Annotated in this window: 13 protein-coding genes; 5 read left to right on the top strand and 8 right to left on the bottom strand. The window is 67.1% G+C overall.

Annotation, left to right across the window (positions count from 1 at the left end; genetic code table 11):
* Window positions 1-43: 43 nt before the first annotated feature.
* The 7 genes from OX459_RS00325 to OX459_RS00295 all read right to left on the bottom strand — a co-directional run bounded on the left by OX459_RS00325 (window position 44) and on the right by OX459_RS00295 (window position 8,935).
* Entirely contained in the window at window positions 44-367 is a 324-nt protein-coding gene (locus tag OX459_RS00325) for a rhodanese-like domain-containing protein (RefSeq protein WP_034745954.1), read from the bottom strand.
* A gap of 13 nt (window positions 368-380) precedes the next feature.
* Complete coding sequence (locus OX459_RS00320; protein ID WP_034788761.1) at window positions 381-1,031, bottom strand: protein-L-isoaspartate O-methyltransferase; 651 nt, start codon at window positions 1,029-1,031, stop codon at window positions 381-383.
* A gap of 169 nt (window positions 1,032-1,200) precedes the next feature.
* Window positions 1,201-1,851: a TetR/AcrR family transcriptional regulator gene (locus OX459_RS00315; RefSeq protein WP_077408726.1), complete on the bottom strand. Its 651-nt coding sequence runs from the start codon at window positions 1,849-1,851 to the stop codon at window positions 1,201-1,203.
* Window positions 1,852-2,099: 248 nt separating this feature from the next.
* Window positions 2,100-4,520, bottom strand: a complete 2,421-nt coding sequence (locus OX459_RS00310; RefSeq protein WP_289903275.1) for an ABC transporter permease — start codon at window positions 4,518-4,520, stop codon at window positions 2,100-2,102.
* Between the two features lie 16 nt (window positions 4,521-4,536).
* Window positions 4,537-6,930 carry an ABC transporter permease gene (locus OX459_RS00305; RefSeq protein WP_289903274.1) on the bottom strand — a complete coding sequence of 798 codons (2,394 nt, stop codon included), beginning with the start codon at window positions 6,928-6,930 and terminating at the stop codon, window positions 4,537-4,539.
* The gene (locus tag OX459_RS00300) at window positions 6,927-7,607 is read right to left on the bottom strand and encodes an ABC transporter ATP-binding protein (RefSeq protein ID WP_289903273.1); all 681 of its coding nucleotides are present in this window, start codon (window positions 7,605-7,607) and stop codon (window positions 6,927-6,929) included. The genes OX459_RS00305 and OX459_RS00300 overlap by 4 nt, the downstream gene beginning before the upstream one ends.
* Window positions 7,608-7,639: 32 nt before the next feature.
* On the bottom strand, window positions 7,640-8,935 hold the full coding sequence (locus OX459_RS00295; RefSeq protein WP_289903272.1) for an efflux RND transporter periplasmic adaptor subunit: 1,296 nt from the start codon (window positions 8,933-8,935) through the stop codon (window positions 7,640-7,642).
* Window positions 8,936-9,192: 257 nt separating this feature from the next.
* Between OX459_RS00295 and OX459_RS00290 the strand changes: the two genes are divergently transcribed.
* The 4 genes from OX459_RS00290 (at window position 9,193) to OX459_RS00275 (ending at window position 13,176) form a co-directional block, all read left to right on the top strand.
* Window positions 9,193-10,545 carry a sigma-54 dependent transcriptional regulator gene (locus tag OX459_RS00290; protein ID WP_289903270.1) on the top strand — a complete coding sequence of 451 codons (1,353 nt, stop codon included), beginning with the start codon at window positions 9,193-9,195 and terminating at the stop codon, window positions 10,543-10,545.
* Window positions 10,535-11,782 (top strand): ATP-binding protein, encoded by a 1,248-nt coding sequence (locus tag OX459_RS00285; RefSeq protein WP_289903269.1) that lies wholly within the window; start codon window positions 10,535-10,537, stop codon window positions 11,780-11,782. Before OX459_RS00290 ends, OX459_RS00285 begins: the two co-directional genes overlap by 11 nt.
* Before the next feature lie 181 nt (window positions 11,783-11,963).
* The gene (locus OX459_RS00280) at window positions 11,964-12,833 is read left to right on the top strand and encodes a head GIN domain-containing protein (RefSeq protein ID WP_289903267.1); all 870 of its coding nucleotides are present in this window, start codon (window positions 11,964-11,966) and stop codon (window positions 12,831-12,833) included.
* A 70-nt stretch (window positions 12,834-12,903) separates the two neighbouring features.
* Window positions 12,904-13,176 carry a YkgJ family cysteine cluster protein gene (locus OX459_RS00275; protein ID WP_289903266.1) on the top strand — a complete coding sequence of 91 codons (273 nt, stop codon included), beginning with the start codon at window positions 12,904-12,906 and terminating at the stop codon, window positions 13,174-13,176.
* Window positions 13,177-13,212: 36 nt separating this feature from the next.
* Here the strand turns inward: OX459_RS00275 and OX459_RS00270 are convergent, their stop codons facing one another.
* The gene (locus tag OX459_RS00270; RefSeq protein ID WP_289903263.1) at window positions 13,213-13,449 is read right to left on the bottom strand and encodes a hypothetical protein; all 237 of its coding nucleotides are present in this window, start codon (window positions 13,447-13,449) and stop codon (window positions 13,213-13,215) included.
* Window positions 13,450-13,594: 145 nt separating this feature from the next.
* Between OX459_RS00270 and OX459_RS00265 the strand changes: the two genes are divergently transcribed.
* On the top strand, window positions 13,595-14,365 hold the full coding sequence (locus OX459_RS00265; RefSeq protein ID WP_289903262.1) for a DeoR/GlpR family DNA-binding transcription regulator: 771 nt from the start codon (window positions 13,595-13,597) through the stop codon (window positions 14,363-14,365).
* Window positions 14,366-14,368 lie beyond the last annotated feature (3 nt).

Raw genomic sequence — 14,368 nt, 5'->3', positions numbered from 1 at the left:
GCATGCAGGAAAACATGCCTGGGTGCATCTACTGCAAAATAACTTAGTATTTAGGCATCGCGCTGTCGACTTGCAGCGCCCAGGCATGCACGCCGCCCGTCAAATTACTGATCTTGCCAAAACCATTGCGCTCCAGGAAGGCTGCCACTTGCATGCTGCGCATGCCGTGATGGCAGATGCAGACGATTTCGGCGTCTTCATCGAGGTCATCGATGCGCGCAGGAATCGAATTCATCTGCATCAGGGTGGCACCGTCGAGGTGACACAGGTCGAACTCCCACTGTTCCCGCACGTCCAGCAACAAGGGGCGCGGGCGGGAAGGGTCAGCCAGCCAGGCGGCCAGCTGCGGTGCACTCAAATGCTCCATCGAATCGGTCGCCTCAGAACTGGAAATGCGACGGTGCCACGGCTTGCAGCGGCGTGACATTGGTTTCAAACAGCTTGCGCGTGTCGTAAGCCTTGTCCGAGCTGCGCGTGATCAGGTGCGCCGACATGATCGGCGCTTCGCCGATGATGGCCAGGATGCGGCCGCCGACTTTCACTTGTTGCAACAGTGCTTCCGGCAACACGGCCAGGGCGCCGGACACGACGATCACATCATACGGTGCGCCCTTGCTCCAGCCCTGGGCGCCGTCGCCCAGTTCCACGGTGACATTCGTCACGCCGTTGGCGGCCAGGGTCTGCTCGGCCAGGGTTTTCAATTGGGGAACGATTTCCACGCTCGTCACATGACGTGCCTTGTGCGCCAGCAACGCGGCCATGTAACCGCTGCCGGTGCCGATTTCCAGCACATTTTCATGCTTCTTGACGGCTACGTCTTGCAAAATGCGCGCTTCCAGCTTCGGCGTCAACATGCATTCGCCACCGCCCAGTGGAATTTCGGTATCGACGAAGGCCAGGTTTTTATAGGCGGCCGGCACGAAATCTTCACGCTTGACCACGTTCAACAGCTCCAATACGTCGATATCCAGTACGTCCCATGGACGGATCTGCTGTTCGATCATATTGAAGCGGGCTTGTTCGATATTCATCTTTGGACTCGGTAAGTGAAGTAATAATCCGCCATTTTATCGTTGAACTGGCTGAAAGCACATGTTAACCATAAAGGCGGGGAATGGAGGAAATTTGCGACGATCTGCAGATTTGGGGGGGCGAACCTTGGAAAAGGGGCAACTGAACGGTAGAGGCAAGCTCTACATATCAACTTTTCCCGGGCGCCTCCACCTGCAAGCTGCGCAAGCTCATGTCGATAAAGGCATCCATGTAGGCGACGGGATCGATGTTCTTGACCTCGCACGGCAGGAAGGAGTGCGTCCACATCATCAGCATGGTGACGGGCGCGCTGAGGATGGTGCTGACCAGCACGGGATCGACCTGGCGGAATTCGCCGCGCTGCATGCCCCGTTCCAGCAAGGTGGCGATCAGCGCATTGCCGCGCGTGACCACCTCTTCGTTGTAAAACTGCGCCAGTTCCGGGAAATTGTTCGCTTCGGCCAGCATCAGCTTGGTCAAACCGGCCAGCTTGGTGGCGCCGAATTCTTCCCACCATTGCATCATCATGCTACGCAACAACTCGGCGCTGCTGCTGTCCGAGGCGGCCATGCTGTCCTCCGCCTCGCCGATGGAATGCACGATATTGTCGCGCACCACGGCCTTGAACAGCTCTTGCTTGTTCTCAAAGTACAGGTACAGGGTGCCTTTCGACACGCCGGCCCGCTTGGCCACATCCTCCAGGCGCGTCGATGCGAAGCCCCGTTCGACAAACAGGTCGAGGGCGGCGGCGAGCAATTCCTGCGGGCGGGCATCCTTGCGCCGCTCCCAGCGGGGCTTGGTATCAATCGGGGCTTGCATGTGTCTTTCCAAGTAACTTACTTTTGAGTCATTAATGGTAGACCGGTCTACCGCCAAGGTCAAGCGCCGGTTGCCAGACCCATCCTGATCGCACGAAAAGGGCGCAGAAGTACACTGATGCGTATACATATAGGCAGCCGCACCTCGCCGGCTGGCCGATCCGCACGCTCGCCATTGTAACGCGTCGCTGTGGCATGGCGCCCATCGGCTGGGAGTGTCCGACGCTGACGCCATGCGGCAAGCCCATCTCAATCGCGCAAGGCTTGCGCCGGCGCCATGCGCATGGCCAGCCAGGTGTGGCGCGCAGTCGCCAGGGCCACCACGAACGCGGCCGCCAGCAGCGCCAGCGCCAGGGGCCAGGCACCGATGGGCGGATGCGCGCTGAAGGCCGCCAGGTAGCGCGCGATCGCCAACGCGGCCGGCGGCAAAGCCGCCACGCCGGCGATGGCGAGCAGCCACAGGAACTCGCGCACCACCAGCGTCCCGATTGCCAGGCGCCCGGCGCCATGCAGCTTGCGCAACACGATCTCGCGCGCGCGCCGCTGCACATTGTGCGCCACCAGCACATACACGCCAAAGGCCGCCAGCACGAAGATGGCGGCGCTGGCCCAGGCCAGCAGGCTGGCCATGCGGCGATCGTCGGCATAGGCGCTGGCGGCATATGCCGTCAGCGGCTTGGGCGCATACACTTGTCCCGGAAAATAGCGCTGCCACAGAGGGGCGACGGCTTCCGTCACGCTGGCGCCGTCCGCGCCCGCCGCCAGGCGCACGGTCAGCATCGCATTGGCAGGGTCGAGTCGGTACATCACGGGCAGCAGCGGCTCGCGCAAGCTTTGCCAGCGGATGTCCGGCACGACGCCGACGATCTGCAAGGCCTGTCCATTGAGCCAGCGTCCCGGCGCCTGCTGCGCCGTGGCCATGCCCAGCGCGCGCACGGCCGCCATGTTGATGACGATGGTGCTCGCCTCCGGCGCACGCTCGATGGCGGGATCGAACGCGCGTCCCGCCAGCGCGGCCACCCCGTACGCGTCGAAAAAGCTGGCGCTGACTTCACGGATCTCCAGCGAGATGCTGCCGCCGTCGCCGCGCTGCACGATATCGCTGGAACGCGTGCCGCCAACCCCGTCGCGGCCAGGCACGTCGCGGCTGTCCGCCACCGCCGCCACGCCGGGCACGCGCAGCACGGCGTCGCGGAAGGCCACGCTGGCCGGCTGGCGCATATCCTGCCCCTTCGGCAATTCCAGCACCAGCAGCGGCGCCGCATCGAAGCCGCGCCCAGCCTCGCTGGCATAGCGCGTCTGCCAGGCTACCGCCAGCGCCACGCTGCCCAGGCCCATCGCCAGGGCCAGCTGCGACACCGTCAGCACGCGGCGCAGGCCGGCGCTGCCGCGGGTGTCGCCGCTGCGCTGTGCCAGCGCCTGGCGCATGTCGACACGGCAGGCCAGCCAGCCCGGATAGGCGCCCGCCGCCGTGCCGGCCAGCACGCACAGCACCAGCGGCAACGGTGCAAAGATATCGTCCAGCGGCCGCGCCACCAGCGCGGCGAACAGGGGCAGCAGCAACCAGGCCAGCAGCACGCCCAGCACCGTGGCCCCCAGCGACAGCAACAGCGATTCGGCCAGGAACTGGGCCAGCAACTGCCCCGAGGAAGCGCCCAGCACGCGCCGCACGGCGATTTCACGCTGGCGCTGCAAGGTGCGCACGGCCGCCAGGCTGATGTAGTTGGACACGGCCAGCAGCAGGATCAGCAGGCCGATGGCGCCCAGTCCCAGCACCAGCCGCCGGTCGGCGCGCGGACCGCTGCCGATGGTGTTGGCCACCGTGGTGTCGAAATAGGCGTCGCGCAGGGGCCCCAGCGCGATCTCGACGGGCTTGCGCTCGCCCAGCGCGGCGCGCTGCTGCGGCGGCACGAGGCTGTTCCATGGTCCCTGGTCAGTGGCAGTCTGCAGCGCGCCGCGCAAGGCTTCGGCGCTCACGCCCGCTCCCGTCTTGACATAAATCTTGCCGGCGATGCCCATCCAGTTGGCCAGCGCCGCGTCGCGCTGGGGCGCCGGCCACAGCACGCTGCCCGTGCCCGCCAGCAGCGCATAGGACACCGTGCTGGCCAGCGGCGGATCGGCCAGCACGGCGCGCACACGCAAGCTTTGCCGGTCCAGCGCGATATCGCGCCCCAGCACGCGCCCCAGCACGTCGGCGTGGCCGAACAGGCGGCGCGCCATCGACTCCGTCACGGCCAGGCCATCGGGCCGGCTCAGCGCCGCCGACAGGTCGCCGGCCAGCACGCGCGGCTGGAAGATGGCGGCAAAAGCGGGATCGACGGCCGTGATCTCGAGTTCCTGCTGGCGGCCATCCTGCTCGAAGGTCGCCTTGCGCGGCCAGAACACGCTCGCTTGCAAGGGGAAACCGCTGCGCAGCGCCACGTCGCGCAGGGCAAATGGCGTGTATTCCAGCCACTGCGGCTGCGGAATGAAGTTGAGCCGGTGCTTCAGCACATAGACGCGCTCGGCTTGCGGCACGGCGGCATCGAAGCTGAAGGAATAGCGGACCAGGCAAAGCAGCAACAGGCACAGTGCAAAACCCGTCGCCAGCCCGCCCAGCGCGGCGGCGGAATACGCCGGTTGCTGCGCCAGCAAGCGCCAGCCGATGCGAAAATTTCGTGCAGACATCATGCTATCCCTTGAAGTATCAGTCAGCGCGCAAGGCCAGCGCCGGTGCCATGCGCATGGCCGACCAGGTGTGCCGCACGGTGGCCAGCAGGGCCACCAGCATAGCCAGCAGCAATGCCGCCGCCAGGGGCCAGGCGCCCAGCGGCGCGCGTTCGACAAAGCCGGCCAGGTAGCGCGCGATGCCCAAGGCCGCCAGCGGCAGGCCCAATACGGCGCCGGCGGCAAGCAGCAGCATGAACTCGCGTCCCACCAGGCGGGCGATGGCGGCGCGGCCGGCTCCATGCAACTTGCGCAGCACAATTTCACGGCTGCGGCGCTGCACGCTGTAGGCCGACAGCACATAGATGCCGAAGGCGGCGAGCAGCAAGGCGATCAGGCTGGCCAGGCCGAGCATGCGCGCCAGGCGCAGATCTTCGGCATACATCCCCGTCAGCAGGCTTTGCGCCGTACGCAGTTCCAGCATCCGCTCCGGAAAATAGCGCCGCCACAGCGGTTCGATGCGCGCATGGGCCGCTACCACGGCGTCCGCGCTGCGCAAGGACAGCGTGCCGCCATGGCGCAAATCGAACAGCATCGGCTGGGCCGCCTGGCGCATGTCCTGGAAGCGGATCGGCGGCGCAATGCCAATGATCACCTGCCCGTCCGGCATCGCCTGCCCCACGGCGGCCTGCGGCGTGGGGTAGCCCAGCGCCAGCGCCGCCGCCGCATTGAGCACCACCACCTGGCTGCCGACCCTGTCCCGCGCCGCATCGAACAATCGCCCGTGCAGGGGCACGATGCGGTGCAGGTCGAACCAGCCCGGCGTCATGGGTTTGTATTCGAGGCGCACGTCGCGCCCGTCGCGCGTCCTGACGCTGCCGACGACCTTGCTGCCATCGCGCCCGACCGCTTCCAGGATGCCTGCCACGCCGGCGATGCCGGGCAGGCGCGCCAGCGCCTCTTCGAAGGCGCGCGCCTGCGGGCTGTCCTCGCTCCCGGGCGGCAAGTCCAGCACCAGCAAGCCATCCGGCGCAAAGCCCGGCGAGGCATGGCTGCCATACCAGGCTTGCCAGCCGACGGCCAGGGTCGCGGCGCACAGCGCCATGGCGGCGCCGAACTGCAATACCGTCAGCACGCGGCGCAGCCACAGGCCAGCCGCCGTTTCGCTGTTGCCGCGGCCAGCCAGCGCGGGACCGGGCCGCACGCGCAGCGCGCACCAGGCGGGATAGGCGCCCGCGCACAAGCCCGTGAGCACGCCGGACAGCAAGGCGCCGGCGCAGCGCCAGGCAGTGAACATATCGTCCAGCGGCCGCTGGACCAGCTCGGCGAAGAGCGGCAGCGCCAGCCAGGCCAGCAGCAAGCCGGCGGCGGCCGCCAGCAGCGCCGTCAGCACCGACTCGGCCAGGAACTGCCGCACCAGGCGCGCCGCACTGGCGCCGAGCAGCTTGCGCACGCCGATTTCCCGTTGGCGGCGCAAGGTGCGCACGGTGGCAAGGTTGACGTAATTGATGACGGCCAGGGCCAGTATCAGCAGCGCCAGCACGGCCAGTCCCGCCACGCTGGCGCGCTGCCCATGCCGCGCCGCCGCGCGGCTGTTGTACAGGTCCGCATCGAAGTAAGCCTGCGCCAGCGGCAGCAGCGCGATGTCGGTGACGTTGCGTCCCTCGAGCGCGCGCCCCATCGAGGCCCCGCGCACCTGCCGGTCTTGCGGCGAATCGTTGACGGCCCGCTGCAGCAGCGCCGCCAGCGCATCGGGGTCTGCGCCGGGGCGCATCCGCAGGTAAATGGCGCCGCGCCCCGTGCCGGAAAAAGCGGCCTCGCGCTGCGCCGCCGGCCAGGCGCTGCTGAGCGTACCCACCAGCACTTCATACGGCACCGTGGTGTTGCGCTGATGGTCGGGCAGAATGGCGCGCACCTGCAGCGTGACGCCGCCGACCTGCAGCAACTGGCCCAGCGCGGATGCGTCGGCAAACAGCTTGCGCGCCGCCGTCTGCGTCAGCGCCACGGCATCGGGCTGCGCCAGCGTGGAGCGCAAGTCGCCCTGCAGCGCCGTCACGCCGAACAGGCTGGCAAAATCCGCATCGACCGCTTGCACGTTCAGTGCATACGGGCGCTCGCCGCGCTGCACGGGCAAAGCCAGTTGCCTGACGATGCTCGCCATCTCCACCGCACCGCTGCGCTGCGCCACGTCGCGCAGCGACAGATAGGCGTAATTCTGCCACTCGGGGCGGATGAACAGATTGATGCGCTGCTTGACCAGCTGCACGCGCTCGCGCTGCGGTACCTGGCTATCGTAGCCCAGGCTGTAGCCGACAAAGCCCAGCAGCAGAAAGCAGGCCGCGAACCCCACCGCCAGGCCCAGGATGACGGCCGCCGAGGCGCCACGCTGCTGCGCCAGCAGGCGCCAGCCGATGCGGAAATCGGCCGCCTTCATGCGGCTTGCAAGGCGTCGACCACGATGCGGCCGTCCAGCAAATGCAGGGTGCGCGATGCCTGCGCCGCATGGTCGGGCGAGTGGGTCACCATCACCACCGTCGTGCCCTCCGCATTGATGCTGCGCAGCAGGCGCATGACTTCATTGCCGTGCGCTGTATCGAGGTTACCCGTCGGTTCATCGGCCAGCAAGACGGCCGGCCCGGCCACCAGCGCGCGCGCGATCGCCACGCGCTGCTGCTGGCCGCCGGACAGCTGCGACGGCCGGTGTCCCGCGCGGTGGGCCACGCCCAGCTTGTCGAGCATGGCGGCCACGCGCTGGCGCCGTTCGCGCGCCGACGTGCCGTTGTATTCGAGCGCCAGCTCCACGTTCTCGAATACGCTCAGTTCCTCGATCAGGTTAAAGCTCTGGAAAATGAAGCCGATGCGCCCGCGGCGCAGCACATTGAGCTTCGCCTCGCTCCACCCTGCCACGTTCTGGCCCTCGAACCAGTATTCGCCCTGGCTGGGAATATCGAGCAAGCCCAGCAGACCCAGCAGGGTCGATTTGCCGCAGCCCGACGGGCCCGTGATGGCCACATATTCGCCCGCCTCGATTTCGAGGTCGATGCGATCCAGGGCCTTGGTCTGGATATCGCCTGACTGATGCAGCTTGCTGACGCCGACTAATTTGAGCATGGGTGGAACCTTTATGGAAGATGAGAGGGAATTTACCGGCTTATGTGCAATCTGGGGGAATTTCCATAGGCGGCGTAGGCGGACAGGATCACGCGTTCGCCTGCCTGCAGCCCTTGCAGCACTTCGAGCTGGCTGTTGTTGCGCCGGCCGATACGCACCGCGCGCCGCTGCGCCTGGCCGCCGGACGCATCGAGCACGTAGACCCAGGCGCCGCCGCTGTCGTTGACGAAGGCGCCGTTCGGCAGCAGCAGCGCGGCAGCCGGCTCGCCCAGGGTGATCTGCGCATCGAGGCTTTGTCCCGGATTGAGCACGGGCGGCTGTCCGTGCGTGAACACCAGCTCCACCGTGAAGCGGCCCTCCTTGATCTGCGGATAAATCGTCTGCACGCTCAGCGCGTAAGCGCGGCCATCCTGGACGATGCTGGCTTGCCGTCCCGCCGCCATGCGGTTCAGGTAAAACTCGTCCACCCTGGCCGACAGCTTGTAGCGCACTGGGTCGTCAATGCGGCCCACATTCTTGCCCGTCGCAATCGACTCGCCCACCTGCAGCCGGAAGTCCGTCAGCCGGCCGGCGGACGGCGCGCGCACGGCCAGGGCATCGACCGTGGCGCCGACCAGCAGCAGGCCCGAACTGAGGCCCGCGATGGACGCCTCAAGCTGGCTGGCCGCATCGCGGCGCACCCGCGCTTCGGCCTGCGCCGCCTGCTGTTCCTGCGCCAGCGCGCGCTGCTGCTGCAGCAGGCTGTCGGCCGACTCCTCCAGCGCCACGCTGGAAATGAAGCCCTGCGCCGCCAGCCTGACATGGCGCGCATGCTGCTTGCCGCCCTGCTGCAGCGCAAACGCCAGATCGTCCAGGCGGCGCTGGTGCTCGCTGGCGCTGGCCTGCTGCGCCACGCGCAAGTTGGACAAGTTGAAAATCTGCTGTGCATGTTCGGCCTTGCGGGCCAGCAGTTCCAGGTTGCGCTGCGGATTGGAGATGCGGAACAGCAGCTGGCCCTTCCTGACCAGCGCGCCGTCACTGGCAAGCACCTCGTCGATGCGGCCCGACTCGACCGAATCGAGGAGCACGGAATGCAGCGGCTCGGCGCTGGCGCGCACCACCACTTCATCGAGGAAAATGCCGCGCTCTGCGATACCGATGCGCAATTCGGCGGCAGGCACCTGCAAGCCGCGCGGCATGGCCCACCACCCGGCGGCGGCAAGCGCGGCCAGCAGCAACACGCCCGCCAGGCCGGCGGCGACCAGCTTGCGCCGGCTGCGCGGCACGCGCGTATCCATGGCGGCGCCGCTGGCCGGCAAAGGGGGGATCGAAGATCGGGGAGCATGCATATTTATTTTCACGTCTTTCGCACTGGTCTTGTCCCTGCATCAGCAAGCAGCGTGCCAGCGGCAGGCGCCACGCGGACAGGCGCCCTGCAGCCGCGCGCCGGCACCGGCGGTGCGGCGCGGTGTCCCGCAGTGTCCATTTCCGGACAGCGGCTGTTCGCAAGCGCACAGCACCGGCAAACGGGCATGCCCGCAGCAGCTGCCACGCCCCCTGCGCGGCTGCTAGAATGCGCCACTGACCGACGCTCACTATGCTCTCCATGGCCCACACCGCAGCCCACGTCCTGATCCTCGACGACGATATCGATGTCGCCTGTGCCGCACAGCTGCTGCTGCGGCGGCGCTACCGCGACGGCCAGGTCGATACGCTGTGCGACCCGGCGGGGCTGCCCGCGCTGCTGGCCCGGGCCGTGCCCGACGTGGTGCTGCTCGACCTCAATTTCCAGCCCGGCCAGACCGATGGCGCACAAGGCCTGGCCTTGCTCGACCTGCTGCGCGCGCTGCCACGGCCGCCTTGTGTGATCGCCATGACGGCGTATGCCGACGTGCCGCTGGCCGTGGCGGCGCTGCAGCGCGGTGCCGGCGATTTCATCACCAAGCCCTGGGACAACGCGCGCCTGGCCGCCGCCGTGGAACAGGCGCTGGCGCGCCGCGCCGGCATGGCCTCGCCAGGCACGGCAGCACCGGACCTGATGGGCGACTCCCCGGCCATGCGTGAGTTGCGTGCGATGGTCGCCAGCGTCGGTCCCACCGAGGCAAACGTGATGGTGCTCGGTGAAAACGGCGTCGGCAAGGAACTGGTGGCGCGCGCGCTGCACCAGGCCTCGCGCCGCGCCGCCGGCCCCCTGCTGCCGGTGGACATGGGCGCCGTACCGGAGACAACCTTCGAAAGCGAAATGTTCGGCCACCGCAAGGGCGCGTTCACCGACGCCAGGCATGAACGCGCAGGGCGCTTCCAGGCGGCGCGCGGCGGCTCGCTCTTTCTCGATGAAATCGGCAACCTGCCGCTGGCGGCGCAAGCGAAGCTGTTGACGGCGCTGGAACGGCGCGAAGTGACGCCGCTCGGCGCCGACCGTCCGGAAGCGATCGACGTGCGCATCCTCAGCGCCACCAATGTCGATGAAGCGCGGCTGTTCGATCCGGCCGTGTTCCGGCCCGACCTGCTGTTCCGCCTCAATACCATCGTGCTGCGCGTGCCGCCGCTGCGGGCGCGCCGCGAGGATATCGCCATGCTGCTGCGGCACTACCTGGCACACTACGAAAGCCAGTACCAACGCCCTGCGCGCGCGCCCGCGGCCGAGGCGCTCGACTACCTGCAGCAGCATGACTGGCCTGGCAATGTGCGCGCGCTGCGCCATGCCTGCGAACGGGCCGTCATCCTGGGGAGCGAAGCGCACTACACGCGCGGCGATTTCGGCCTGTTCGACGGCGCCGGCCAGGCGCCAGCGGCGCCCGTCGCACCCGCCCACGCACGTCAGACGCTGGGCGCGCTGGAACGCGATGCCATCCACCGCACGCTGGAGCAGGTCGACGGCAATATCAGCCATGCGGCCAAGGCGCTGGGCATCAGCCGCGCCGCCCTGTACCGCAAGCTGAACAAACATGGCATCTGAGCGCAGCCTCAAGACGACGGCCAGCGCCAGCATCGCCGCCATGCTGGCGCTGGCCGGCGGCGCCGGGTATTTTGTCGCGCTGGCGTCGCCGCGCCTGAGCGTATTGTGCCTGCTGCTGTCGATAGCGCCGGCGTGGCTGCTGTCCCGCTGCCTGACACGCCTCGCGCCGCGCCTGTCGCGCCAGGAGTCGACAATGGCAACGGCCGTGACGGCGGCGCCGTCGCCTACGTCCGATGAAGAGTCGCTGAGGGCACTCGAAGCCTGTCTCGAACACGCGCCCATCGCCCTGTTCCGCATCCGGAACGACGCCGAGGAACGCAAGGTAACGCCCCTCAATGCAAGCGCACGGCGCCAGCTGGCGCCCGGACATGCGAGCGAACCGCAACGGTGGCAGCAACTGCTGGCGGCGCAGCCGCCCGGCCAGCGCCGCCTGCTCAGTTTTGACACGGAGCGAGGCGTGGAACGGGCGCTCGTGGCCGTTGCGGCGCTGACCGTGCAAGGCGCGCCGCAGCACCTGGCCGCGCTGATGCCCGTGGAAAGCGAACTGGAAGCCGAGGCGCTCAACGCCTGGCGCGACCTGGTGCAAGTGCTGACGCATGAAATCATGAATTCGCTGACGCCAGTCGCCTCGCTGTCCCGCACGGCCTGCGACCTGCTGGCGGACGTGCGCCCCCTGCTGCCGCACGACACCCATGCCGACCTGGCGACGGCGCTCGACGCCATCGCCCGCCGCGCCGCCAGCCTGGCCGACTTCGTGGCCAGCTACCGTAGCCTGTCCAGCGTGCCCGCGCCGCAACCCGAAGCGGTGCGCCTGGAACAACTGTTCCAGCGCCTGGAAGCGCTGCTGGCGCCAGCCTGGCAGGCGCGCGGCGGCAGGGCGGAATTTTCCGTCGAACCGGCATCGCTGGAAGTGCGGATCGATGCAGGCCAGCTGGAACAGGCGCTGATCAATCTGCTCAAGAATGCCGCCGAAGCCACGCAGGGGATTGCCGCGCCGCGCGTCACGGTCAGCGCCCGCCTGAGCCGGGGTGCGCGCCTGCGCATCGAAGTGCGCGACAATGGCCATGGCGTGCCCGATACGCTGGCCGCGCACATCTTCATGCCATTTTTCTCGACCAGGAAGCAAGGGCGCGGCATCGGCCTGGCCCTGGTGCGCCACCTGGCCCATGCCAACGGCGGCACCTTGCGCCATGCGCGGCCCGTCGGCGCCGGCGCCTGTTTCCTGCTCAGCTTTTAAGGCGGACGGCACCACGTCAGGCGCACGCGCCTGCAGTTCACCCCGCGTTTTACGCAGTTCGTCGCATTTCCCTGCCAGCCAGCGCACCGCTTTGCTATCTTCTCATCGACAGCACGGCAGCCGCGGCGCGGCAGCCGGCTCTTTTCTTGTCCCGAACTAAAACAATCATAAAGGAAACACCATGCGTATCTTGCTGGCCCTGTGCTGTGCCGTTGCCCTTGGCGGTTGCGCCATCGTCATCAACCCCAACGATGGCGAAGTACGCTATGCCGATTCCAGCAGCAATGTCAGCCAGGGCAATGGGCAAGTGAGCCGCGACGTGCGCCAGGTCAGCACCATCAGCGCGCTCGACATCGACAACATGAAGCGCATCGACATCAAGATCGACGTGCGCGTCGGCCCGACGGCATCGCTGGTGATCGAAGCGGACAGCAATCTGCAACCGCTGATCCATAGCGACGTAAACGGCAATACGCTGCGCCTGTGGAGCGACACGAACATTCGCAGCAGCAATGGCATCCATGTCATCTATACGACGCCACAATTGAGGAAGATCAACATCTCCGGCTCGGGCCGCCTGGTGGTCAGCGGCCTGAATGGCGACGATTTCAGCCTGGAACAGCGCGGGTCGATGAAGAGCGAATTGTCGGGCACGACGGGACGCTTCGACGTGGCCAACAATGGCTCGGGCAGCATCAACGCGGCGGCCCTCGCCAGCGGCAACACGGACGCGGTGCAGAACGGTTCCGGCAGCATCCAGCTGGGCAGCGTGCACGGCGAACGCATCAACGTGGCCGTCAACGGCTCGGGCAGCATCAGCGCCAACGGCGCCGTGCAGCGCCTGGACGCCAACGTGAATGGCTCGGGCGATGTCAACCTGGCGTCGCTGCGCAGCGACGTTGCCTATCTGGCGAGCAACGGCTCCGGCGACATCGACGTCAGCGTCCAGAATGAAGTCAACGCCCGCGCCAGCGGTTCCGGCCGCATCACCGTGCATGGCGATCCGGCCCGCCGCACTTTATCGGGCAAGCGCGTCAGCATCGTGCGCTGAACGCGCCCGGGCAACACATGGGAGCCGGCTTGCTATACTGTCGGCTCCTCACCCGCCCGTCTGAACTCCCATGTCACCATCTGCCACCCTGGCATGCCGTCCCTCGTGCGGCGCCTGCTGCACCGCACCGTCCATCACCAGCCCGATTCCCGGCATGCCGGAGGGAAAACCGGCGGGCGTGCGCTGCGTGCAGCTGGCCGATGACAACCGTTGCAAGATCTTTGGCCAGCCGGAACGGCCCGCGTTTTGCGGCGGCTTGCAGCCATCCGAGGAGATGTGCGGCGACAGCCGCGAACACGCGGTGCACTGGCTGGCCGAACTGGAACGGCTGACGGCGCCCTGAGCTGCGACGCGTACGGCGTCCCTGCTTGCGTCGCGCTTAGCGCGCGTCTTCCGCTTCCTCGGCGTCGCGCTGCCGCTTGTATTCCAGCAAGGTGGCAATCCCCAGATAGATCAGCAGCAGGCACACGGAATCGCGTACATCGCTCCAGCCCAGCGTGCCATGACGCATCCAATGCAGCGCATTCAACACGATCATCATGCCCAGGATCAACCATCCACTGCGGCGCAGGGCGCGGCCCGACAAACTTGCCTTGAAAGAGGTACTTGAAAACATGGCTTCCCTTATTTTATTTTGTTTTTTACAACACCAACAGAATTTATATCTTTTCGGCAATATTTGACTGAAACCTGCGTACGCTTGACTCTGTTTGCACGTTTGCGTATATTCATGCACATTCTTGCACGTTTACAGGTTCACCATGTCCGCCACCCTGCTCCTCAAACAACGCCACGCGCTGATCCAGCAACAATTGCATGCCGACGGTCGCGTGCTGGCGCTGGACCTGGCGCGCCAGCTCGACGTATCCGAAGATACGATACGGCGCGATCTGCGCGAGATGGCTGCGGCCGGCCTGTGCCAGCGCGTGTATGGCGGCGCCTTGCCGCTGGCGCCGGACGGCGGCACCTTGAGCCAGCGCAAGCAGGAAGCGCCGGAACGCAAGGCGCGCCTGGCGCAGGCCGCCGTCTCCCTCCTGCGCGCGGGACAGGTGCTGTTTCTCGATGCGGGCTCGACCAACCTGGCCATCGCCAGCGCCCTGCCAGAGTTAGCGCTCACTGTCATCACCAACGCACCAGCCATTGCCATGGCCCTGATGGAACGCCCGGAAATCGAGTTGATCATGGCTGGCGGCAGGGTCGACCGCCGCGCCGGCGCCAGCCTGGGACCGCAGGCGCTGCGCACCGTCGAGCGCATGCATCCCGACCTGTGCTTCCTCGGCGCTTGCGGCGCCGATGCGGACGCGGGGGTAACGGCCTTCAATTACGACGAGGCGGAATTCAAGCGCAGCATCGCCGGCGCCAGCAAGGCGGTGGTCGTGGCCGTCACCAGCGACAAGCTGGGCACCGCCGCACCCTTTGGCGTATTGGCCACGGGCTTGCTGCAGCACCTGGTGCTGGAAGCCGATGCCGACGCTGCCCACGTGGCCGCCTTTGAACGGCTGGGCGTACAAGTGTTGCGCGCCCGCGCCTGATTT

The sequence above is a fragment of the Janthinobacterium sp. SUN026 genome, assembly GCF_030397625.1.
Lineage (GTDB): Bacteria > Pseudomonadota > Gammaproteobacteria > Burkholderiales > Burkholderiaceae_D > Janthinobacterium > Janthinobacterium kumbetense.
This window is presented reverse-complemented; position numbering and strand designations above follow the sequence as displayed.

What these genes read in the sequence shown, in the direction of transcription:
- OX459_RS00275 (WP_289903266.1), top strand. Translation starts at nt 12,904, where the DNA reads ATGTCACCATCTGCCACCCTGGCATGCCGTCCCTCGTGCGGCGCCTGC.
- OX459_RS00270 (WP_289903263.1), bottom strand. Translation starts at nt 13,449, where the DNA reads ATGTTTTCAAGTACCTCTTTCAAGGCAAGTTTGTCGGGCCGCGCCCTG.
- OX459_RS00305 (WP_289903274.1), bottom strand. Translation starts at nt 6,930, where the DNA reads ATGAAGGCGGCCGATTTCCGCATCGGCTGGCGCCTGCTGGCGCAGCAG.
- OX459_RS00285 (WP_289903269.1), top strand. Translation starts at nt 10,535, where the DNA reads ATGGCATCTGAGCGCAGCCTCAAGACGACGGCCAGCGCCAGCATCGCC.
- OX459_RS00295 (WP_289903272.1), bottom strand. Translation starts at nt 8,935, where the DNA reads ATGCATGCTCCCCGATCTTCGATCCCCCCTTTGCCGGCCAGCGGCGCC.
- OX459_RS00320 (WP_034788761.1), bottom strand. Translation starts at nt 1,031, where the DNA reads ATGAATATCGAACAAGCCCGCTTCAATATGATCGAACAGCAGATCCGT.
- OX459_RS00315 (WP_077408726.1), bottom strand. Translation starts at nt 1,851, where the DNA reads ATGCAAGCCCCGATTGATACCAAGCCCCGCTGGGAGCGGCGCAAGGAT.
- OX459_RS00325 (WP_034745954.1), bottom strand. Translation starts at nt 367, where the DNA reads ATGGAGCATTTGAGTGCACCGCAGCTGGCCGCCTGGCTGGCTGACCCT.
- OX459_RS00280 (WP_289903267.1), top strand. Translation starts at nt 11,964, where the DNA reads ATGCGTATCTTGCTGGCCCTGTGCTGTGCCGTTGCCCTTGGCGGTTGC.
- OX459_RS00300 (WP_289903273.1), bottom strand. Translation starts at nt 7,607, where the DNA reads ATGCTCAAATTAGTCGGCGTCAGCAAGCTGCATCAGTCAGGCGATATC.
- OX459_RS00290 (WP_289903270.1), top strand. Translation starts at nt 9,193, where the DNA reads ATGGCCCACACCGCAGCCCACGTCCTGATCCTCGACGACGATATCGAT.
- OX459_RS00265 (WP_289903262.1), top strand. Translation starts at nt 13,595, where the DNA reads ATGTCCGCCACCCTGCTCCTCAAACAACGCCACGCGCTGATCCAGCAA.
- OX459_RS00310 (WP_289903275.1), bottom strand. Translation starts at nt 4,520, where the DNA reads ATGATGTCTGCACGAAATTTTCGCATCGGCTGGCGCTTGCTGGCGCAG.